Here is a 23,410-nt window from a genome sequence, read left to right on the forward strand (position 1 = left end):
AGAAATAAGTCCATTCTTAAAAAACTAATTACAGACTGAAACTACATAGGGGGGAATAGACATGAAACAGTCAATAGTTGGGACAAAATCCATGGTTGTAAGTCCTCATTATCTAGCATCTTCTGCAGGAAATTCCATATTAGAAAAAGGAGGAAATGCCTTTGATGCGGCAGTAGCTGTTAGTGCTTGTCTAGCGGTTGTCTATCCACATATGACAGGACTTGGTGGTGATTCCTTTTGGTTAATGTACAATGCGAAAGAGAATAAGCTAGACGCTTATAATGGGAGTGGCCGCTCAGGAGCTAACATTACTCGCGCTCATTTTTCAGGTGAAGATGCTATTCCTTTTAGAGGGATAAGAAGTATTCTTACCGTTCCAGGTATGGTAGATAGCTGGGCTGCTGTATTGGAGAGGTACGGTACAATGACATTATCCGAAGTCTTTGCTCCAGCGATCCATTATGCAGAATTTGGATTTCCCGTTTCAAACGATCAAATTAAAAATACGTTTAAGAATATGGACATTCTGCAAGAAGATGAAGATATTGCAGCCATTTTCCTCAAGGAAAATGAAGTACCTAAAAGGAATGACAAATTTGTTCAAAAGGATCTTGCCAGTTCCTTAAAAGAAATTGCGCAAAAAGGGCGTAATGAATTTTATAAAGGAACATTAGCAGAAAAAATTGTATCCAGTTTACAAAGCAAAGGTGGATTATTAACAAAAGAAGATTTTTCCAATCATTATGGTAACTGGACGGAGCCTATCTCTTCTACTTATAGGGAATACACCATGTATCAAGTTCCCCCAAATTCACAAGGATTTGTTGGATTAATGGCATTAAATATTCTTGAAAACTTTGAACTACCTTCTATCCCACTTCATTCGTATCAGTACTATCATTTACTTATTGAATCACTAAAGCTAAGCTTCCAAGATCGCAACAAATATTTAACTGATCCGGATTTTCATGAAATTCCATTGGATCGCTTATTAAGCAAATCTTATGCAAAGGAATTGGCAGATACTATTTGTTTGGATCATACCAATGCCATTACTACCCAAAGTGTTGGCAATGATACTGCATATGCGGCAGTCGTTGATGGACAAGGAAATGCCGTTTCCTTTATTCAAAGCATTTATTTTGAATTTGGGTCTGGAATTGTTGCAAAAGACACTGGGATTATTTTGCAAAATAGAGGATCTTTCTTTTCCCTTGACGAGAATCATGTCAATTGTTTAGAACCAAACAAGCGTACTTTTCATACTTTAATGCCTGCTATGTCCTTTAAAGATGGAAAACCAATTGTGTTATACGGGACACAAGGCGGAGAAGGACAACCACAAACGCAAACAGCCATCATTACAAGAATGCTCGATTATGGTGTAGATCCTCAAACAGCCATTAATGAACCAAGATTTGTCTGGGGCAGAACTTGGGGAAATACAACGGAAGAATTAAAAATAGAAGGTCGTGTCTCAAAGGAAGTAAGAGATAAACTAAAACAGTCCGGTCATCTAGTGAAATGTGTAAAAGACTTTGATGATATCATGGGCCATGCCAATGCCATTCGCATTGATAGCCAAGGTTTCTTATATGGTGGAGTCGATCCAAGAAGCGATGGTGCTGCAATTGGACGTTAGGACTACTTAGATTTTACAGGTTCGTTCTTACCTGAACCTAGTATTAGTTCAGGTAAGAATGAAACCTTGAATTAGCGATGTAGACTTATTACTCGTCTACGTCATCTTTGTCATTAGCATCATTTTTATCTTCAATCATATCTTCGCCAGGATCATTATCATCGGTAGTTGGATCTAAATCCTCATCTGTATTTTCATCTGGCACATCTGTTTCGTTATCATTATCTAAATCTGTATCTGGAACCACATCGTCCGTATCTAAATCTGTATCTTCAATTGTTGTATCGTCATCTGGTGCTGGACTTTGATCATCATTGTCACCACAAGCTGTCAAAAGCATTGCAGATAACGCTGAAATACCTAATAACTTTATCCATTTATTCATTCGTTATACCCCTTTTCTTGATAAGTATCATGACCTTTAATTGGGTCAATAATTAGGTTATCCAAGAAAAGAAAATTATTACGCCTTATTCCTTAATTCCAATAATAAACAAAGATGTAAAGCTTCATTATACAAAAAAAGAGACGGAACTCCTATATGGTTTCCTATCCCTCTTCCTACTTTTTATGCTTCTTTTTTATCTCCTAGGGCAAACATGATTTCTGCTTCACAAGCAATTTCGCCATCAACTGTAGCAACGCATTTTCCCTTTCCAAAGTTTCCACGAACTCTTGTCATTTCTACTTCTAGACGAAGTTGATCTCCTGGATAAACTTGCTTTTTAAAGCGACAGCTATCTACCCCAGCGAAGAATGCAAGTCTCCCTTTATTTTCTTCCTTAATCAACATAGCAACTGCTCCAACCTGAGCTAATGCTTCTACAATCAGTACACCTGGCATTACAGGATACTCTGGGAAATGTCCATTAAAATACTCTTCATTTGCGGAAACATTTTTAATCCCAACTGCCTTTTTACCTTCTTCCACTTCTAAAATTCTATCTACTAATAAAAAGGGATAACGATGAGGAATAATTTCTTTAATTTGATTGATATCTAACATTTTGTGACCTCCTACTAATATGTGGTTATATATTATTGTACTAAATAATCCTATAAAAAAGGAAGGGATATCCCTTCCTTTTTTTAGATGTTTTTTTGAACGTGTTAATTTTTCGCCTACAGCATAAAAAATAATAAAAAATACAGATTATAAAAAAAGGGAAGTTGTATATTATCTTTACAAATTCCCCTCTTAGTTACTCTTCATTTATTAAATTTACAATATGCGTCCATGTATCTTTTTTAAAGGTATCACTTGCTTTTCCGTCTCCCATTACACTATACCCGATAACTGCTCCAGCTAGAAGGCTGACAGCCATTATTAAAATGATGACTATAATTCGTAGCCAAATAGGAAACAGACGAACTCTAACCCTTTGCTTAGAAGAGGCATTTTCTTCTGTATTTTTCTGCTCTTTCCGTTCTTCTTTTACCTGTTCTCTTGTCTTAACCATTTCCTGACTACTACTATTTAATGCCATCATTTCTCTCCTTTTTAACGTATTCCATTCACTAATCCCATCATCTGATCTGCTAAAGAGATGGATCTGGACTGAAATTGATAGGAGCGCTGTGTAGCAATCAGATTGACCATTTCTTTGCTTATATCCACATTGGATTGTTCCAATGCATTCTGTTTCATCCCAATTTCATTTCTTCTAGCACCGTCTAAATCTAATATTGCTTGATTTTCGTCTGCTGCGTCAGAAAGTCGGTATAAATTATCCCCTGTCTTTTCAAGGCTCTGTGGGTTATTCGCATAGGATATACCAAGATTCACCGCTTCCTGTCCACCATTATTCAACTGTACTGTAAGCGTTCCAGTTGATGAAAAAGCATAGTCTTTAACATTATTATTTAATAAAATTGGGTTATTATTCTCATCAAGGATAGCATGTCCTTCTTTTGTAACGAGCATATTCTCATTATCAGAAACTGGAGATAAATACATAGCTCCATCTCTTGTGTAGCGAACTTCATTTGCCCCGCCGTCCTGAACTAACACTCTGTATAATTGCCCTTCTTTTGTTAACGCCGTATCTAAAACGCGATCTGATGCTTTAATGGTTCCCTGTGCCATCACTAATTGTGTTTGGGCAATTTTTGCACCTACACCTTGTCTGATTCCATTTGGAGTCTGACGGTTGACTTCTTGGGTTTCATCCGATTGGTTGTTAAATTGCTGAACAAGCATATCTGTAAAGGTTGCATTTTGCTTTTTATACCCAGTTGTATCAGAATTGGCCATATTATTACTGATGAGATCCATTTGCTTTTGTAGCTGTGTTAATGTATTAGTAGCCGTTATCATCGTTCTATTCATAGCGATCCCCCTTTACTAGCTCTATCTATCGAAAAGCTGCGTTCGGAAAAATTTGCTTTTATCGCACAGCCTAAATAAATTTACTTTTGATTCATATTAATTTCTCAGAAAGTAGTTCGAAAATAATTCTTATATTTTACCAATTTCATTTGCTGCTTGATCCATACTCTTATCATATGCCTGCAGCATTTTTTGATTTGCTTCAAATGCTCGATACGCCGTCATCATATCTGTCATTGTTTGGGCTGTATCAACATTGGAGTTTTCTAGAAATCCTTGTTTAATCTGGAAAGTCACTTCGTTATTTGCGTATGCACTTGGAAGAGCTGCACCTTCTTGGGCTTGATATAAACCATCGCCCTGTTTAACAAGCTGTTCTGGAGTATCCGTATAGCTTATTCCAAGACGATATGCTTCACCATTACTACCTGTAACCACACCATCAGAATTAACCGAAAAATCAGTGCTTGTAAGCTGAATGGGTTCATTATTTTCATTTAAAACACGTAACCCACTAGCAGTAGTTAAATAGCCTTGTCCATCTAAAGTAAAATTACCATTTCTTGAATAAGCTACTTCTCCATTTGCGTTTTGGATGCTAAAAAATAATCCGCCACTCAGATTTGTACCATTCCCAGGAACATTGCCATTTACTAACGCTAAATCAGTATTTAAATCTGTTTGATTAAGGTCTCCCTGTGTAAACTTTGGTATTGCTTCCTGCATATAGACACCTGTTGCTAAATAGCCTATTTGTGCTTTTTCGACAGCGCCACCCGCATTTTTCCTAACGCTTTGCTGTAATAATTCAGGGAAAGCTCTCATTGATGATTGATCCGCTTTAAAACCTGGTGTCGTACTATTAGCCATATTATTGGAAAGCATTTCAGTTTTGCGTTGCTGTGCAAGCATACCAGAAGCTGCTGTATAGAATCCTTTAAACATAACAGTCTCCAATCTATACAAAATTTTCGATTCTTATATATATACTCTATTATAAAAAAAATATTAAAATATTACATTAAGTTTTGTTGAAAAAAGTCTAAAAATGTTTTTATTCATCCTTTATTATATCGGGTTTCCTTTATAACAATCTACTGGTAGATATAGGAGGGAATTTAAAGGGCTACATTTCTTAAAATCGGGGATGTTTCTACAACTGTAAAAAAAACACTTAACTTTAAAAATAACTTTAAGCAACCATAAAAAAATCGGAACATGAAAAAATTTTCTCAAGTCCGATTTTTTAGGTTTAATGTTCATCCTAGCGGGTATGAAATAACTAGATTTCATTTTCCTATGCATAAACAAGATTTTTTCGCTCTTGTTTATGCACCCCCATTTTTTCATTAGCTTAATTTTCTTTTTGGAAGACGATCAATGTTATCTAACATGATACCAGTACCTATTGCTACACAATCCATTGGATTTTCAGCTACTAATACAGGAACTTTAAGCTCATCCGCTAATAGTAAATCAATTCCATGAAGCAATGCTCCACCACCAGTTAAGATAACCCCACGATCAATGATATCTGCTGAAAGCTCAGGAGGCGTTCTTTCTAGGACACTTTTTGCAGCTTGTACAATAACAGCCACCGATTCTCTCAACGCTTGCTCAATTTCATCTGAATAAACAGTAATTGTTCTTGGGAGACCAGAAACCATATCGCGTCCACGGATGTCCATTTCTTCTTTTCTCGATCCAGGGAAAACAGTTCCAATATTAATTTTTATATTTTCTGCCGTACGTTCCCCGATTAGCAGCTTATATCTTCTTTTAATATAGTGAAGAATTTCATTATCGAATTTATCTCCAGCCATTTTAATACTGGAAGAAGTAACGATATCACCCATAGAAAGTACTGCTACATCTGTTGTACCGCCACCAATATCAACAACCATATTACCGCTTGGTTGGAAAATATCCATTCCAGCTCCGATTGCTGCAACCTTTGGTTCTTCTTCTAAATAGATTTTCTTCCCGCCGCTTTTTTCCGCTGCTTCTTTAATTGCTTTTTGTTCCACGCTTGTAATATTTGTTGGACAGCAAATAAGAATTCTTGGCTTTGAAAGAAATCCTTTTACATTTAATTTATTGATAAAGTGCTTTAACATCGCTTCTGTTACATCAAAATCAGCGATAACACCGTCTTTTAATGGTCTAATAGCCACAATATTCCCTGGCGTACGCCCAACCATGCGACGAGCTTCTTCTCCGACTGCTAATACTCTACCTGTATTACGGTCTAATGCCACAACAGACGGCTCATTTAGCACAATACCTTTACCTTTTACATGAATTAGAACATTCGCTGTTCCTAAATCTATACCAATATCTCTAGCAAACATTAAATACGCTCCTCCTTCGTCTTAGCTTTTCCTTTTTTCCACTTAATCATTTCATTTTCCTTATAGAAACAAAGAGCTGGCTTTCACACTATATGTAACGATATCCGCATACTTAAGTTTCATTAAACACGCTTTGCAAAAAAACATTCCTTTTCCTTCATACTCTCTTTTAAATGTTTTCCATTCGCGCTGCTAGCACTTCTCCCTAAAAAAATGCTACCAACTATTTACATCGCTTAAATATGTCATTCTTATCGCTCTATATTAAATCAACCATTTTTTCTTTTTCAATAGATGAATTATGTATGTTTAGGTTAAAATGTTGTATGTTTTTTTCTCTATCTATTTATACCACTCTAATTTTTTATTTTATCATATGGATGAAGAAATAAATAACATTTTGTCAAAAAAATGAGTTTTTTTTCACAAAATGAAAGAACATTCCTTCTTATGTGTATCAGGCGATCATTCAACTATTTTCAAGCTATTTATGTTTTTTACAAAAGAAAAAAGGACATTAAATTACAAGTCCTTTAAAGCTATTATGTACCCACTATTAGGATTCCAATAGAATCCTTTTTTTATACAAAATTTTTTCTCTATCGATGGAGTCACCTCCATCGATAGACTGTTGTAACTGCATTTCTCAAACTTTCCTTTCTGTGTTAAAAATCTCCCGGGCATTTTGTTATCCATCTTCCTTCTTCTCTATCTTCATTATTAATAACAAATGATGAAAAAAGATTGCCCCATATTTTTCTTACTGTACAGTTTCCCCTTCTAGCTCTTCCTTTTTATATTTCATTTTAGTTGCTTCCCCACCGCGTAGATGTCGAATTGATTTATGATAATCTAGAATTTCTTTCACTTCATTTGCTAAATCTGGGTTTATTTCAGGAAGCCTTTCTGTTAAATCTTTATGGACTGTACTTTTGGATACGCCAAACTCTTTCGCTATTACGCGAACCGTTTTTCTCGTCTCCACGATATACTTTCCAATCTTGATAGTTCTCTCTTTGATGTAATCGTGCACACCACTCGCCCTCCCTAAATTGGATGTGAGAAGTGTGAAATGAGACTCGCTTTTCGCTTCATCGAAATTCTTCATCCCGCACGTTTCCTTTCCTGCAATATACGTTTCTTCATGCGGCAGAAAGTCAAATACTTTCTGTACTTATTATGATTAAACATGTCCTCAACTACATATCCATTGTCTTCAAACGACCCCTCACTCCAAACTTCCGCTTTGTAAGGTTTGTAACATTTTATTAGCTTGGGTAAGACTTTATGCAGAAAAATATGAATAGGGACAAGGTTTGTCTAAATTTTTTTATCATTTTATTGATTTCCGTCTGTTTCTTGACTATTTTTCTTTACATATAGGACTGGAAATTAGGTTATATAGAGATTTTTAAATTAGCGCTACGGAGAAGGATGGAGAGAATAAATTTTTTAGCTTGAAACAAACTCAGTTTTTAATGAAGGGGTTTTCCTATCTCGATACAAATAGTTAGTGAACGGAATATTACGAATTAGCACTGAAATATTTCCCGAGAAATTTGTCATTTTCCGCTCCAATGTATTACTTCTTACAATAAGCTCCCTTATATTAGCGAAAGGCACCATTACTTATTACCTGTTTTTTCTTTATATCGAGTAAATTATTTTCTTGAATTTTGATTTAATTGGACTAATACAGCGTAGTGGGAAAGGGAGAGGTTCAATTAGAAAGCTTTGTTGTCTAATTATGTTACACTTTCCGCTTCGACATTTCCCATGGAGAAGGGACTTCTTTCGCGTTAAATAGACGTATTCGATAGTGCGGTTTTTTCCATAAATAAAAGAGGTTACTATCTAGTTCTTACTTTTCATAAGATGTATTTTATCTTATACAAAGTAAGAACTTTCTATAGCAACCTCTTGTTATCTTTTCCTATTTTCACCATTACATTTCAAACGTTATATTATGCGTTTGGATCTGTAGAACTTTCTGCATCTTCATCCTTATTAGAATTTATCCCATTTTCCAATGAGTTGTCTGTCGGCATTTCTTCATCAATGGAGCTTGATTCTTCTACCTCTGAATCAGCTTCTGATGTTGCACCAGAAGTATCATCGCTTTGTAAAGCACTTAACGGCTTACCAAAATAATCAATTGGATTTACAGCAACATTATCTTTTCTTACTTCAAAGTGAACATGGACACTTGCATCTTGATTTAGCTTGCTTTTTCCAGCAGTCGCTAATGGCTGACCTTTCTCCACTTCATCGCCAACTTCCACTTGGAAATCCTTGACAGATTGATAATATGTTTTAATCCCATTTTCATGATCAATTTCAATTGTATTACCTAATAGAGAATCTTCCGCCACTTTAGTAACGGTTCCACTTAAGGCAGCTACTACTTCAAATTCACTATCATCTTCCATTTTTAAATCAATACCTGTATTTGGTTGATATTGATTATTATAGAACACTAATGATTCAGCTTGTTTTTCTTTGCTTGCCGTATTATCGTAGAATTCTTTTTGTGTAATAAATGAATCTTCATCTACTACAGGCCATGCAAAATTCTCAAATTCCTTGGCTACTGGTTCTGCAGGCTCATCGATTGGCTTTGTTGGCATATCAGCATCATATTTATACTTATCTGTTTCTGATGCGCTATTTTGATACCAAAGGACACCTGTTAGAATAATAGCTGCACTTGCGATATAAACGGCTGGAAATGCCCAACGCTTTTTAAAAAAGCTTTTTACTTTTGACTTTTTTGGAGAAGTACGTTTGTTTTCTTCCTCTCTCATTTTATCATCACCTCAGCAATCATTCTGAACAGATAATGATAAATATATACCTACTAGCATAAAAAATTTTTTAGACTTATTTTTCGACAAAGTTCTTTTTAATATACATGAAATAGAAAAATTTTTTATCAGTAGTTGAAATAGCGCAGAAAAAGCAAGTCCCGGGTTGGAGACTTGCTTAGTTTGGCTGATATTTTCGTTGCTTTGGCTGATTTATTTTTTGTTTGGCTGATATTCTCGCTGCTTTGGCTGATTTATTTTTTGTTTGGCTGATATGCTCGCTACTTTGGCTGATTTATCATTTTTTTGGCTGATATGCTCGCTACTTTGGCTGATTTATCATTTTTTTGGCTGATATGCTCGTTGCCTTGGCTAATTTATCATTATTTCCGGCTCATTCCCTCGTTGCTTTGGCTAATTTATCATTATTTTCGGTTGATATCCTCGTTGCCTTCGCTGATTTATCATTATTTCCGGCTCATTTCCTCGCTACTTTCGCTGATTTTCTTATTTCTGGGCTGTATATTTCGTCAACATATCATCCGATGCTGTTACTTCTACTCCTTTATAATAATATTTAACGATTTCATCATATGTTTTTCCGTTGGCTGCCATTCCATTTGCTCCATATTGGCTCATTCCAACACCATGCCCATATCCTTTTGTTGCAATATAGACAGTATTGCCCTTTCGTTCCATTGTGAAGTCCGTTGATTTTAGATTTAATTTTTCCCTAATATCTGTTCCTGATATTTCTTTGCCATTGATTATTGCACTTGCAATTCTTTTTCCTTTTGTATATTTCACATCTTCTAATACTTCACTGCCAGATCCTAGAGATACTCCTAACGTCTTTTCAAACTCATTGACCGAATAGGTTACTTCGCCTTTAAATTTCGGTGAATTTACATCCCAAGGGCTCTCCACACTCTGTAAATAAGAAATAGAATTGGCCCATACATCATCTGAATTTTCGGTATATCCATTACTTGTAGAGAAGAAGGTAGCATCTATCGGATTTCCCTCATACGTTAAAATTTGCCCCTTTGTAGCTGCTACTGCCTCTTCAATCTTCTTCATATTCTTTTGCCAATTAAGCCCGTCATTTTCCCAGATTTTCTTTAACTCATCTCGATTGTTGTATACTTGATAATTAATTGTGTCGCCGACTAATGCTCCATCTGGTAAATCTGATTTTTCTTGGTTCATCATTCTTTTTACAATATATGTTCTTGCTGTTAAGGCTTGTGCTTTCAATGCTTCCATTTCAAACTTTGCTGGCATTTCGGATGCAACAACCCCAACTACATATTCTTCTAAGTCTAGTTTCTCTACTTCTTGCTTATTTTCCCTGTATACGGCTACTTCTATTGCAGGCTCTGAAACTTGTGCAGATTCCGTATTACTCTTTGGCTCATCTTTTTTATCCTGAATAGAGGGCAGAACAAGGATTGTGGGAACGAGTAAAGTGATTGCAAACAGAATAACTCCTAGTACGATGAAAGGTTTGATTTTAATCATGAATTAAAAGCCTCCATAAGATAGAAATAAGACCTTCTAACTGTCTCTAAAACATTCTTATGGAGATGGACAAGCTTTTATTCCTTCTTTTTCTGTTTAAATATAAAGCATTCATTAAAAAAATAGTTCTATATTTGTCAGTTATGCATACTATTTTAGCAATCCTGTTATTTAAACACCCCAAGCTATTCCCCCTATTATATAACAACATATTAAGGAATCTTTTTTTGCTTTTCTAATCATTATTTTTTTCATATTATGTATAATTTTGCCCATAAAAAAACAAACTTTATTTATCTGAACGTACTCGATAAATAAAGTTTGCCTTTTATATTATGCATTTAAATCTGCAACATAGCTTGCTGTTAAAGTTAATTCACTTTCTTCGGTAATTCTTTCGATATCAGCACCTAAGGCAGCTAATTTTTGGTGGAAATTCACATAGCCACGATCTAAATGCTTAAGCTCTGTGACACGTGTAATACCATCGGCTACAAGTCCAGATAAAATCAAGGCAGCAGCGGCACGTAAATCAGTTGCAGCTACTTCTGCACCTTGTAGATTTGTTGGTCCATTCATTACAACGGAACGACCTTCAATTTTCACATCGCCATTCATGCGTCTAAATTCTTCCACATGCATAAAGCGATTTTCGAAAACTGTTTCTGTAATCATACTTGTTCCTTTTGCACGAAGAAGTAATGCCATCATTTGAGATTGCATATCTGTTGGGAATCCTGGATGTGGCATTGTTTTAATATCTACAGCTTTTAAATTCTCGGCACTAATTACACGGATACCATCTTCTTCTTCCTTGAAGACAACACCCATCTCTTCCATTTTTGCAATTAAAGAAGATAGATGCTCTGGAACTGCTCCTTGTACGAGTACATTTCCACCAGTAATAGCAGCAGCAATTAAGAAAGTACCTGCTTCAATTCTGTCAGGAATAATTGTATGTTCTGTACCATGTAATACTTCTACACCTTCAATACGAATTGTTCCTGTTCCTGCACCTCTTACTTTTGCTCCCATTTTATTTAGGAAGTTTGCTAAGTCAACAATTTCTGGTTCTTTTGCTACGTTTTCGATAACAGTCGTTCCTTTTGCTAAAGAAGCGGCCATCATAATATTTTCAGTAGCACCTACACTTGGAAAATCAAGATAGATTTTAGCTCCTTGTAATCGGCCATCTACTGAAGCTTCGATAAATCCATTACCAACCTGAACCTTTGCTCCCATTGCTTCGAAACCTTTTAGATGCTGATCAATTGGTCTAGAACCAATTGCGCAACCCCCAGGTAATGCTACTCTTGCATGACCATTTCTTGCTAACAAGGATCCCATAACTAAAACAGATGCACGCATTTTTCGTACATATTCAAACGGTGCTTCCACACTTAGATCCTTTGATGCATCAACGATTACTTCTCCATTTTCAAAATGTACGTCTGCATTCAAATATCGTAATACTTCATTAATCGTATATACATCTGAAAGAGTCGGAACTGATTTAATTATACTTCTTCCACCACTTGCTAATAATGTAGCGGCGATCACAGGCAAAACGGCATTTTTTGCGCCTTCTACTTTAACCGTTCCATTTAACCTTTTTCCGCCGCGGACGATGATTTTATCCAAAGTCTATTCCCCTCCGCGTCCAATATCTCTATATTAATATTCAATCGTTATGATGGGTGTGCCAACTACAAACGTAGTTTTTCCTCCCATATCTTGTGTTCTCAATCCTATTTGTACGTTCATTTCCTTTTCGCTATTATCAATTCGTTCTTCAAATAAGGGCGTATAAGCGGAGGTAGATATAAAATCATCCTCTTCTAACGCCTCTACTTTTTTTGCCTGAAATGCATTTAGCAATTGGTTAACTTTATAAGGCAAAGTCTCATTCATCTTATCACTGAATTCGCCTTTAATACAAGAGAAAATTGTCGGTTCCCCCCGAAATATGTTAGAAATATTTTCGTTAATTTCCATATCTAACCTTTTCATTTCTTTGTCCTCTAACTTCTTCCCTCTCACCTCATAGATAATATATGATTGAACGGCATCAGTTGTTAAAGAAGTGGTTATGATAATACTCTCTTCCGTTTGATTACTGGATGGAACAATCATCTTCGCTTGCCAGCTTTGATGTGTTTTTGTTTCAACCCAGTCACCATTTGGGAAAACTTTATTCAATTTTGACTGATATGCTTTTGCATCTTCTATGCTTGTAACATTTTCCAGTCTTTCTCTTGCATGCAGAGACCATTCATTTATTGTTACGTCTTCTTGTTTTTGTAAAATTTCATTTATTGTTATTAAATCCGACTTCGTTCTCGCGATAGTGATGTTATTCCCAAATGTAAGGCAAGCCAAACCAATTAATATTGTTATAATAATTAACGTTTTATTTATCTTCATTTTAATTCCTCCCCCATACTACCATTGTTTCCAAGGAGAAGAATTGCATACTAATGATTAATCGTCACTTTTTGACATGAATAAAACGTTAATCCAGGAACAAACTATTTAAGCACACAAAATGAATTTTACTGAAAAAACGCAGCAAAGAAAACATGTATGAAGACCTATCTTTGTTATTAATTATTTCTTGTTCTGGTAATTACTTCAATATTAATGGTAATTGTTGAGACCAACTTAAGTAGTCTAGTAAAAAATTACTGACTATTGACCCCATAATAATAGCTAATAATACATACAACACCCTCGCTTGGAATACTCGATTCTTGCGAAGGAATTTTTCAAAATTTAGGGATTGCAAAGCCCACCATGAAAGAGCAATAAAAATGATATGTATCAAAATACTAAGTAATGCTTGTTGTCCAAAAGCTTCTACCATTTTTTCCTCCAATCCATCTCTTCTGTTTCAACTATTATTTGACGTAATGACCCATTAAAAAGTTTCACTTTGATTTATTATTTTTTTAAATTTTTGTCCTGTATATAGGAGGAGTATAATTTCCTAAAAATACAATCGAGAATTCACCTTAAACATCTAGACTTTGCAGCTATTTCCGAGGTTTTGGCGATCCCTTTCCATAGGGCAACCGGAGTTTCTCACATTTCCAAGAAGAGCAAAAAAGGGGAAATCTCAGCACACTAAAAAAAGCCCCCCTAAGGGACTTTTTTTAGTATTTCTTCTCAACAATGGATATACGATTCATTGCACGTTGAAGCGCAAGTTCTGCACGTCTAAAGTCCACATGCTCTGACTTTTGAGCATGTAATCTTTGTTCTGCACGCTCCTTAGCACGTAAGGCACGATCATAATCAATTTTTTCCGCTAATTCAGCAGATTGAGCAAGCACTGTCACCTGATCTGGGCGAACTTCTAAAATACCACCATTCACCGCTATATATTCAGAATCTGAACCTTTTTTCAAGTGGACAGCTCCTATTTTAAGTGGAGAAACCATTGGAATATGTCCTGCTAAAATTCCAAGCTCTCCACTTTCTGCTTTTGCGATCACCATTTCTACATCTGATTCATGCACCGGGCCATCAGGAGTTACTACATTGACTTTAATCGTCTTCATTACTACCCCTCCTGATTAGTTTATACTTCTACACCCATAGATTTCGCTTTTTCTACTGCTTCCTCGATACGTCCAACTAAACGGAATGCATCTTCTGGAAGATGATCATATTTACCATCAAGAATATCTTTAAATCCTTTTACGGTTTCTTTTACAGGTACATAAGAACCTTTCTGACCTGTAAATTGTTCCGCAACATGGAAGTTTTGAGATAGGAAGAATTGAATTCTTCTTGCACGGTGAACAACTAATTTGTCTTCATCGTTTAACTCATCCATACCAAGGATACTGATGATATCTTGAAGCTCTCTGTAACGTTGTAGTGTAGATTGTACGTTTCTTGCTACATTATAATGCTCTTCCCCTACGATTTCTGCTGAAAGGGCACGAGATGTAGAAGCAAGTGGATCTACCGCTGGATAAATACCCATCTCTGTTAATTTACGCTCTAAGTTTGTTGTAGCATCTAAGTGAGCGAATGTTGTTGCTGGTGCTGGATCTGTATAGTCATCCGCTGGTACATAGATAGCTTGGATAGATGTTACAGAACCAACATTTGTTGATGTAATACGCTCTTGTAATCTACCCATTTCAGTTGCTAATGTTGGCTGGTAACCAACCGCTGATGGCATACGACCAAGTAAGGCAGAAACCTCAGAACCAGCTTGAGTAAAGCGGAAAATATTATCAATGAAGAATAGAACGTCCTGTCCTTGTTCATCACGGAAATATTCTGCCATTGTTAATCCCGTTAAGGCAACACGCATACGAGCACCTGGTGGCTCGTTCATTTGTCCGAATACCATTGCCGTTTTCTTAATAACACCAGAATCTGTCATTTCATGGTAAAGATCATTTCCTTCACGTGTACGTTCACCTACACCTGCGAATACGGAAATACCACCATGCTCTTGTGCGATATTGTTAATTAATTCCTGAATTAAAACAGTTTTACCTACACCGGCTCCACCAAATAGACCAATTTTACCACCTTTAATATATGGTGCTAATAAGTCTACTACTTTAATACCAGTTTCTAAAATTTCTACTTGTGTTGATAATTGTTCAAACTTAGGAGCTTCTCTGTGAATAGAATCACGTCTAGCACTTGCTGGTATTTCTGCATCTAAATCGATTGTTTCTCCTAATACATTAAATACACGACCTAATGTAACATCACCAACAGGAACGGAAATAGATTTTCCAGTATCTATTACCTCTGAGCCTCTTGTAACACCATCTGTAGAAGACATTGCAATAGCTCGAACTGTGTTATCACCTAAATGAAGGGCCACTTCAAGTGTTAATTCTACGTTAGAAGTACTATTTGGACCTGGAACAACTCTTATTGCGTTGTTAATGTCAGGCAGACTTCCTCCATCGAACTTCACGTCAACAACTGGTCCCATAACCTGAAGAATTCGTCCTGTGCTCATTAATTTCCCTCCTAAACTTTCTTAAAAGCAGGTTCTGCTAAAACCTTAACGTCAAGCAGAACTTATTTATCATCGTTATTCTAGTGCTGCAGCCCCACCAACGATTTCTGTAATCTCTTGTGTAATAGCTGCTTGTCTTGCACGGTTATACTGTAGACTTAAATCACCTATTAATTCTTTCGCATTATCAGTAGAATTCTTCATCGCCGTCATACGTGCAGAATGCTCACTTGCTTTACTATCTAGTAAAGCGCCGTATAGTAGACTCTCTGCATACTGCGGTAATAGAACATCGAGAATTTCTTCTGCTGATGGCTCGAATTCATAAGATGTTAATGTAGTATTCGTAGCATCCATATCCGTTAACGGAAGAACCTTCTTCTCTACTACATCCTGTTGAATTGCACTTACATAATGACTGTAATAAACATAGAGCTCATCAAAAGTACCATCATCAAACATGCCAACGGCTTTGCTTGTCACGTCTCTAATATCTAGGAAATCTGGTAAATCTGGTATTCCAACTACGTCCAAGATAACATTATGTCCTTGTTTTAATAGGAAGTCTCTACCGATTCTTCCAATGACAATAATTGCATACTCATCTTTTGATTGATGTCGCTCTTTAATTGTTTGATTCAATTTTCTAAGTACGTTACTGTTGTATGCCCCTGCCAATCCACGTTCGGAAGTAATAACCAGATAGCATGTCTTTTTAACAGGACGTGTTTGAAGCATTGGATGGCTAACGCCTGAGCTGCCGAGCGCTACTGAATGTGTCACTTCTTCCATTTTACTCATATAAGGAATAAATGCTTTTACATTAATAACTGCTCTATTCATTTTAGCCGAATAAACCATTTGCATGGCTTTCGTAATTTGGCTAGTCTTTTTTGTTGATTCAATACGAGCTTTTATATCACGTAAAGATGCCAAAGATTCTCACCACCAATCTTTAAGTTTGCCTTCTTATTCAGAAGCTACAAACGTTTTTTTGAAATCGTTAATTGCTGCTTTCATATCATCATCAGATGGAAGATCCTTTGTTGAAACAATATGTTCCACCACATTTGAATGATTGTGATCTAGCCAATTTAAGAATTCTTCTTCGAAACGTCTAATATCCGAAACAGGAATATCATCTAAGTGTCCACGAGTTAGGGCATATAGAATCGCAACCTGTTTTTCTACTTTTAGCGGTCTATTTAGATCTTGTTTCAATACTTCTACTGTACGAGCACCACGATTTAATTTATCTTGTGTCGCTTTATCTAAATCAGAGCCAAATTGAGCAAATGATTCTAGCTCACGGAATGACGCAAGGTCAAGACGCAATGTTCCAGCAACCTTTTTCATTGCCTTGATTTGTGCAGAACCACCAACACGAGATACAGATAAACCTGCATTTATCGCTGGACGTACTCCTGAGAAGAATAGATCGGATTGTAAGAAAATTTGTCCATCTGTAATCGAAATTACGTTTGTTGGAATATAAGCCGAAACGTCACCTGCTTGTGTTTCAATAAATGGAAGAGCTGTAATAGAACCTCCACCTTTTGCATCACTTAATTTAGCAGCACGCTCAAGTAGACGTGAATGCAAGTAGAATACATCCCCTGGATATGCTTCACGACCTGGAGGACGACGAAGTAATAGGGACAATTCACGATATGCGGATGCTTGCTTTGTTAAATCATCATATACGATTAAAACGTGTTTTCCGTTATACATAAACTCTTCACCCATTGCTACACCAGCATATGGAGCTAAGTATAGAAGCGGTGCTGGTTGAGAAGCAGATGCTGTTACAACGATTGTGTATTCTAACGCACCATTTTTACGTAATGTTTCTACAGCATTACGTACAGTGGATTCCTTTTGTCCAATTGCCACATAGATACATACCATATCTTGATCAGCTTGGTTAAGAATCGTATCAATCGCAACAGATGTTTTCCCTGTTTGACGGTCACCGATAATTAATTCACGTTGTCCACGACCGATTGGTACTAATGCGTCAATCGCTTTAATACCTGTTTGAAGCGGTTCACTTACGGATTTACGATCCATAACGCCAGGTGCTAAGAATTCGATTGGGCGCGTTTTAGTTGTACTAATTGCACCAAGTCCATCAACTGGTTGTCCAAGAGGGTTCACTACGCGTCCGATTAACGCATCCCCTACTGGAACCTCCATAATTCTTCCTGTACGACGAACTTCATCGCCTTCACGAATATCTGTGTAAGGACCAAGAATAATGATACCTACATTGCTTTCTTCTAAGTTTTGAGCCAAGCCCATTACTCCATTAGAAAATTCAACAAGTTCTCCAGCCATACAGTTATCTAGGCCATGTACACGAGCGATACCATCACCAATATTAATTACTGTACCAACTTCACTTACTTGAACTTCTGATTGGTAACTTTCAATTTGCTTTTTTATAAGAGCACTGATTTCTTCCGCTTTGATGCTCATGCGTTTCACCCCTATCTAAAGAATTACGATCCTAATAATTGTCGTTGTAGACGGTTTAGCTTCCCTTGAAGACTACCATCATATATTTGATTACCGATTCTCACCTTAATTCCACCTAATAGGTTAGAATCAATGATATTTTCAATATTTAGCGATACTTTCCCAACTTTTGCAGCGAATGTAGCTGAAATAGCTCTTTTCTCATCCATAGTTAACGGTTTGATGGAATATACTTTTGCATCCGCAATCCCTTTTGCTTCATTTACTAAAGCAATAAACTGATCACAAATACTAGTAATCATCTCTTCCCGATGGCGATCAATCAGTAGCATCAAAAGGTTTTGTAAATACTCACTTGCTGAAGCAAATGCTACTTTCACCATTTCTTTTTTCTTATCTAATGAGATATTAGGAGATTGTAGAAATGTATGAATTTCTGGCGAAGAGGTTACAAGTGATTTCACCACACGCACTTCTTCATCCAATTGATCTATCTGTCCGTTTTCTTTGGCGATTTGGAAAAGGGCTAAAGCATAACGCTTTGCAACACCTGTATCCATCATCGTTTCTCGCCTACCTCTTGAATGTAATCATGAATTAACTTTTCTTGATCTTGCTCATTCAATTCCTTTTCGATCACTTTAGAAGCGATTAAAACAGAAAGAGAAGTAACCTGATCGCGAATTGTTGCAACAGCTTTTTCTTTTTGCTGCTCGATTTCTACTAAAGCTGCATTTTTTAAACGTTCTGCATCTTTTCTAGCATCATCCATAATCGTTTCTCTTTGAGCGTCTGCTTGTTGTTTTGCTCTATCAATTAATTCTTGTGCGTCAGTACGCGCTTCTTTTAATAACGCTCTTTGTTCTTCTAATAGTTTGGCAGCTTCTAGTCTGCTTTTCTCTGCATTATCTATTTCATTTGAAACAAATTCTTCGCGATCCTTCATCATTTTCATTAAAGGACCCCAAGCAAACTTTTTGATTGCCCACAATAATAATAAGAAAGATATTAATTGAACAACTACGTCACCGCCCGCGAAATCCATTACGGCACCAACTACTAATCCATTTGTGAACACGCTTGATTCACTCCTTTCAGGTAATGTGTTTTATCACATACAGGAAACCCTTATTCGCTTATGGAAAAAAGGTGAATATGCTTATTTATAAAATAATAGGAACAATTTTTTTGGCTATCAATATATTCATTTGAGATAAATTTTCTTATGAATTGTTGGTTTTAAATAAAGGAATGGCGAAGGTTCTTATCGAATGATCTTCGCCATAACTAGGAATAAATTTATTCTTATTCTATTAAAGAACCATAAATGCGATAACAACCGCCATGATAGGAATCGCCTCTACGAATGCAACCCCGATAAACATTGTTGATTGAAGCATACCTCTTGCTTCTGGTTGACGAGCAATCCCTTCTACTGTACGAGAAACGATTAATCCGTTACCTAAACCTGCACCTAGTGCTGCTAAACCAATTGCTATTGCTGCTGCTAATGAACCCATTATTAAAATCCTCCCTAAATTGTAATTATTATAAAGTTTGTCCATTTTCTGAACTGGGTATATATATTAATGGTCTTGACTTACTTTATGAGCCATATAAACCATTGTTAACAAAGTGAAAATAAATGCTTGGATACTTCCGATAAAAATAGAGAATCCTTGCCATACCATTGTTAATGGGAAGGCAGCTATTGTACCTAAAATATTAGTCTTTGCTAAACTATTTACTAATAAGTCTAGCAGAACCTCACCCGCAAAAATGTTTCCGTATAAACGGAGACCAAGCGTGAGCGTATTAGAGAATTCCTCGACTATTTTTAATGGTAGTAAAAATCCTACTGGTTGAACATACTCCCTAAAGTACCCTTTAGTACCACGCATTTTGACACCGTAGTAATGAGTCAAACCTACTACCATAATCGCTAATGTTAAGGTTACACCAGGATCAGCAGTTGGGGATTTCCACCAAAGCGTATGATCCACTGTAATAGCGAAAGGCAGTCCTAACATATTGGAAATAAAGATGTACATAAGAAGGGTGATCCCTAATACGTGAAATCTTCCACCATCTTTCCAATCCATGTTATTCTTAATAATATTTCGGACAAAGTCCATTATCCACTCCATCAAATTTTGTCTGCCAGTTGGCTTCATTTGAAGATTTCGAGTAAGGAAAAATGCGATTAAAAACACAATTAAACTTGATACAACAATCATTAAAACATTGGAATAGTTAAAATATAACCCAAAGTGTTCATGAATCGGTGCTTCATGATGCAATATTACTCACCTCTTTTCTCACCATTCTTATGTAAAATAAAATAACGCACTAAATAATCTGCCATAATGACAATATAAGCTGTCATCAATCCAATTACAACACTTATTAAGTGAACTTTTTGTGGATATTCTACGGCAATTAAGCAAACAATTACTGCTGTCGCCATTCGAGAAAGAGTTCCTAAACCATAAACCTTCCCTTCATCCTCAATGGCTTTATCAAATACCTTTGCTCTTCTAACCAGTAAGGTGAGATTGAATACACTAGCACTTGTTCCGACGAAGAGACCAAGAAAAACAGATTGATAGGGAGTAAACGCCCAAGCAAATGCACAAAATGATAAAAAGAAATAAAGATATTTCTTAACCCTCATGTATATCTCAAACAATTGTTCCAATTCTCTATCCTCCTTTATTTTCAGGGCATCACTCTAAACCCGCGAAAAATAAAGCGAAGCAGAGAAAAAGCACGTTCCTTTTTGTATCATTTTATGGGCATCAATCCATATAATTCCTCTCCAATTTCTCGAAGATAAACTAGTAAAACCAACGTTTGCCCGTTAACTCTATTAACACTATCTCTGTGTTAAAATCTTGATACTCCGCGGGTGAAAACCTATTCATACCCCTTGTAAGCATACAATAGGGCATTGTCAATGTCAATGCATTTAAATACAAAAAAATTTTTCATTGCTCATCATTTAACAATCTCTTTCTTATAGCTTATTTTATTTTCATTATTTTTTCAAGCATGTCCTCTTTTCCGGCTTTTTTCGCAAAAACCTTCATTCGATAGGTTCCAGTTACGTCCAAATTTTCTATACTAAATTTCCCTTTTAATCGACCTCTTTTTACTTCCTTTTTCCAATCTAAAAAACGCACAAATTGTAATGTATCTTCCCGAAACAGAGCAATTCCAAATTCTTCAGCCCCTGTTGGTAAATATGTCTCATATTCATAGCTATTATCCTCAGTCTTTTTAATAAGATCAAATCCCATAATCCTTGGATAGTCTGGTTCCTCTAGCACATATAAATAGGGCAGCTTAATTAGCTGTGCTCCTGCTCTTACGTTAATTATACCATCTTGCAGTTTGTCATTAAAAAGATTATTGTCAATATTCATGATGATTGGAACATTTTTCTTTTGTCCTGGTTTTAGCGTAAAAGAAAGAGGCAGTCTCCAGCTAATCCCTCTTTTTCCTTTTGGAAAATCAAAGGATATTTTTTCGATATTTTCACCGACATTTTTAACCGTAATGTATGCCTGATATTGGTTTTGATCTTTGACCAATTTGTATTTACCAAAACGAATACTTCCAGGCATTATCAAAACGTTAGCATCTATCGCTTTATCAACTTGAATTCGCCCAGCTCCTTGTTCATACACTTTATATGTCACATTTTGTCTATTTTTAACTTGCTTCGCTGTATTCATTAAAGCTGCTTTCACTTCCTCTGGTCCCCAGTCTGGATGCGCTTCTAGTACCAACGCACACGCTCCCGCAACAAAGGGTGCAGCCATACTTGTCCCTTGCAACGCCATATACCCATCAGGTACTGTGCTATTTATCACAACACCCGGGGCAAGAACATCTGGTTTAATTTCCCAAGTGCTAGTAACAGGACCTCTAGAGCTAAAATCTGCCAATATATCCTTTTCCCACTTTTTTTCTATTGTTAAAAACGCTTCCTTATTATCAATATACTCCTTTATAAATTCTCCCTCTGCTCTCGTAATTCCTGCAACTGGAATAGGTACTTCTTTTTCTAACATTCCTTGAAAGGGACCTTCTATATTATTGTATATCAATACACCAATCGCTCCCATTTCATAGGCGTTTTGGACTTTTTCTGTAAAAGTTAGTTCTCCTCTTTCCAGCAATACCATCTTCCCTTTTACATCTTTTAATTGATTTCTTCTTCCTAATCCACCGCTTACTAGGTGAACAGAACCTGCATCTGCCCACTCTTTACTATTTTCCATATTAGTTAAGGGAATTTTGTTATCATTTATGTTGATAAATGGTGTATTTATGTTCGGAGTAGAAGCTCCAACCGAGATAGCTTTAGAGGCTGTCCCCGGAGAACCAACTGTCCATTCTGCTGGACCTGCATTCCCTGCTGCCGCAACCGCAATAATTCCCTTCTTCACTACCTCATTTAAGGCCAGACTAATCGGCAAATCCGGACCATTTACATCACTTCCTAATGAGAGGTTGATTATATCCACCTTATCTCTTACAGCTCTGTCGATTGCAGCCAATATTTGCTCTGTCGTCCCAGCCCCCCCTGGCCCCAGTGCTCTATAGGCATAAATTGTTGCATTCGGGGCTACACCTCTTATCTTCCCATCTGCAGCGATAATCCCTGCGACATGCGTACCATGTAAAGTATCTCTCTTTCCTAATCCCTTTGTTTCCATCGGGTCCTTATCCTTATCTACGAAATCATATCCTCCCTTATAATTCTTTTGTAAATCCGGATGCTGATAGTCTATTCCTGTATCTATAACTCCTACCTTTACCCCTTTCCCACTTAGATGCTCTAGCGATTTACCTAAGTAATTTCTAATTTCATCTGCTCCAATAATTTCAACCGGCTCTTCTGTCTCTGCCATATAGGTTTGAACCTTCGAAACTTGATTAACAGTTTCGCTTTGTTTTAATTTTTCCAGTTCCCATACTGGTCCTTCTACCGAAAAACCATGGAAAACTTCTTTAAATATATATCTTCTTTCTAAATGAGAATATGGTTTAAGAATTTGATCTATTTCCTTCTCTGTGTAATTGGTTTTCGTATGTACAATTGCTACTTGAATTTCATTTGGATTTTGCGAGGGAAGATTTGGAGTTTTTAAAGATGAAGCTTTTGTTGAATTGGCTACTAATAGTAGAAAAATGAGGAGTATTCCTAGCGTTTTATTTAGCATATCATCGCCCCCTTGCAAATCGTTATGCTTTTTATTTTGACCGCAAGTTGTTATTTTA

The 23,410-nt window shown here is 36.4% G+C and carries 23 protein-coding genes; 1 reads left to right on the forward strand and 22 read right to left on the reverse strand.

The features are described from left to right. Positions 1–61: 61 nt before the first annotated feature. Positions 62–1,642, forward strand: coding sequence for a gamma-glutamyltransferase (gene ggt, locus NYE52_RS20485; protein WP_341194767.1), 1,581 nt, complete (start codon positions 62–64; stop codon positions 1,640–1,642). Positions 1,643–1,730: 88 nt separating this feature from the next. Here ggt and NYE52_RS20490 read toward each other — a convergent pair whose 3' ends face one another. From NYE52_RS20490 to NYE52_RS20595, 22 genes are all read right to left on the reverse strand, one after another. Beyond that, positions 1,731–2,027, reverse strand: a complete 297-nt coding sequence (locus NYE52_RS20490; RefSeq protein ID WP_341194768.1) for a hypothetical protein — start codon at positions 2,025–2,027, stop codon at positions 1,731–1,733. A 183-nt stretch (positions 2,028–2,210) separates the two neighbouring features. Beyond that, the gene (fabZ, locus tag NYE52_RS20495) at positions 2,211–2,648 is read right to left on the reverse strand and encodes a 3-hydroxyacyl-ACP dehydratase FabZ (RefSeq protein ID WP_031536700.1); all 438 of its coding nucleotides are present in this window, start codon (positions 2,646–2,648) and stop codon (positions 2,211–2,213) included. A gap of 196 nt (positions 2,649–2,844) precedes the next feature. Continuing rightward, positions 2,845–3,129: a DNA-directed RNA polymerase subunit beta gene (locus tag NYE52_RS20500; protein ID WP_341194769.1), complete on the reverse strand. Its 285-nt coding sequence runs from the start codon at positions 3,127–3,129 to the stop codon at positions 2,845–2,847. 14 nt (positions 3,130–3,143) lie between these two features. After that, entirely contained in the window at positions 3,144–3,971 is an 828-nt protein-coding gene (locus tag NYE52_RS20505) for a flagellar hook-basal body protein (protein ID WP_341194770.1), read from the reverse strand. Positions 3,972–4,100: 129 nt separating this feature from the next. Beyond that, a complete protein-coding gene (locus NYE52_RS20510) occupies positions 4,101–4,916 on the reverse strand; it encodes a flagellar hook-basal body protein (RefSeq protein WP_341194771.1) in 816 nt (271 codons plus the stop codon). 404 nt (positions 4,917–5,320) lie between these two features. Beyond that, entirely contained in the window at positions 5,321–6,322 is a 1,002-nt protein-coding gene (locus NYE52_RS20515) for a rod shape-determining protein (RefSeq protein WP_341194772.1), read from the reverse strand. A gap of 760 nt (positions 6,323–7,082) precedes the next feature. Then, entirely contained in the window at positions 7,083–7,355 is a 273-nt protein-coding gene (spoIIID, locus tag NYE52_RS20520) for a sporulation transcriptional regulator SpoIIID (RefSeq protein WP_016204804.1), read from the reverse strand. 931 nt (positions 7,356–8,286) lie between these two features. After that, positions 8,287–9,126: a M23 family metallopeptidase gene (locus NYE52_RS20525; protein WP_341194773.1), complete on the reverse strand. Its 840-nt coding sequence runs from the start codon at positions 9,124–9,126 to the stop codon at positions 8,287–8,289. A 507-nt stretch (positions 9,127–9,633) separates the two neighbouring features. Continuing rightward, positions 9,634–10,647 carry a stage II sporulation protein D gene (gene spoIID, locus NYE52_RS20530; RefSeq protein WP_341194774.1) on the reverse strand — a complete coding sequence of 338 codons (1,014 nt, stop codon included), beginning with the start codon at positions 10,645–10,647 and terminating at the stop codon, positions 9,634–9,636. 333 nt (positions 10,648–10,980) lie between these two features. Beyond that, on the reverse strand, positions 10,981–12,288 hold the full coding sequence (gene murA, locus NYE52_RS20535) for a UDP-N-acetylglucosamine 1-carboxyvinyltransferase (RefSeq protein ID WP_341194775.1): 1,308 nt from the start codon (positions 12,286–12,288) through the stop codon (positions 10,981–10,983). 33 nt (positions 12,289–12,321) lie between these two features. Further along, the gene (locus NYE52_RS20540; protein WP_341194776.1) at positions 12,322–13,071 is read right to left on the reverse strand and encodes a YwmB family TATA-box binding protein; all 750 of its coding nucleotides are present in this window, start codon (positions 13,069–13,071) and stop codon (positions 12,322–12,324) included. 202 nt (positions 13,072–13,273) lie between these two features. Next, complete coding sequence (locus tag NYE52_RS20545; RefSeq protein WP_341195254.1) at positions 13,274–13,510, reverse strand: DUF1146 family protein; 237 nt, start codon at positions 13,508–13,510, stop codon at positions 13,274–13,276. Positions 13,511–13,799: 289 nt separating this feature from the next. Next, positions 13,800–14,207, reverse strand: a complete 408-nt coding sequence (locus tag NYE52_RS20550; RefSeq protein ID WP_341194777.1) for a F0F1 ATP synthase subunit epsilon — start codon at positions 14,205–14,207, stop codon at positions 13,800–13,802. A gap of 20 nt (positions 14,208–14,227) precedes the next feature. Then, positions 14,228–15,643: a F0F1 ATP synthase subunit beta gene (atpD, locus tag NYE52_RS20555; RefSeq protein ID WP_341194778.1), complete on the reverse strand. Its 1,416-nt coding sequence runs from the start codon at positions 15,641–15,643 to the stop codon at positions 14,228–14,230. Between the two features lie 75 nt (positions 15,644–15,718). Then, the gene (atpG, locus tag NYE52_RS20560) at positions 15,719–16,579 is read right to left on the reverse strand and encodes an ATP synthase F1 subunit gamma (RefSeq protein ID WP_341194779.1); all 861 of its coding nucleotides are present in this window, start codon (positions 16,577–16,579) and stop codon (positions 15,719–15,721) included. 33 nt (positions 16,580–16,612) lie between these two features. After that, complete coding sequence (atpA, locus tag NYE52_RS20565) at positions 16,613–18,121, reverse strand: F0F1 ATP synthase subunit alpha (RefSeq protein ID WP_341194780.1); 1,509 nt, start codon at positions 18,119–18,121, stop codon at positions 16,613–16,615. Between the two features lie 23 nt (positions 18,122–18,144). Beyond that, positions 18,145–18,684, reverse strand: coding sequence for a F0F1 ATP synthase subunit delta (locus tag NYE52_RS20570; protein WP_341194781.1), 540 nt, complete (start codon positions 18,682–18,684; stop codon positions 18,145–18,147). Then, positions 18,681–19,199: a F0F1 ATP synthase subunit B gene (gene atpF / locus NYE52_RS20575; RefSeq protein ID WP_341194782.1), complete on the reverse strand. Its 519-nt coding sequence runs from the start codon at positions 19,197–19,199 to the stop codon at positions 18,681–18,683. Before atpF ends, NYE52_RS20570 begins: the two co-directional genes overlap by 4 nt. 235 nt (positions 19,200–19,434) lie before the next feature. Next, positions 19,435–19,641: a F0F1 ATP synthase subunit C gene (gene atpE / locus NYE52_RS20580; RefSeq protein ID WP_016204791.1), complete on the reverse strand. Its 207-nt coding sequence runs from the start codon at positions 19,639–19,641 to the stop codon at positions 19,435–19,437. A gap of 66 nt (positions 19,642–19,707) precedes the next feature. After that, on the reverse strand, positions 19,708–20,421 hold the full coding sequence (gene atpB, locus NYE52_RS20585) for a F0F1 ATP synthase subunit A (protein ID WP_341194783.1): 714 nt from the start codon (positions 20,419–20,421) through the stop codon (positions 19,708–19,710). A gap of 2 nt (positions 20,422–20,423) precedes the next feature. Beyond that, positions 20,424–20,819, reverse strand: a complete 396-nt coding sequence (locus tag NYE52_RS20590) for an ATP synthase subunit I (protein WP_341194784.1) — start codon at positions 20,817–20,819, stop codon at positions 20,424–20,426. A gap of 325 nt (positions 20,820–21,144) precedes the next feature. Continuing rightward, positions 21,145–23,352: a S8 family serine peptidase gene (locus NYE52_RS20595; RefSeq protein ID WP_341194785.1), complete on the reverse strand. Its 2,208-nt coding sequence runs from the start codon at positions 23,350–23,352 to the stop codon at positions 21,145–21,147. Positions 23,353–23,410: the final 58 nt, after the last annotated feature.

Source organism: Niallia sp. FSL W8-0635, assembly GCF_038007965.1.
Lineage (GTDB): Bacteria > Bacillota > Bacilli > Bacillales > Cytobacillaceae > Niallia.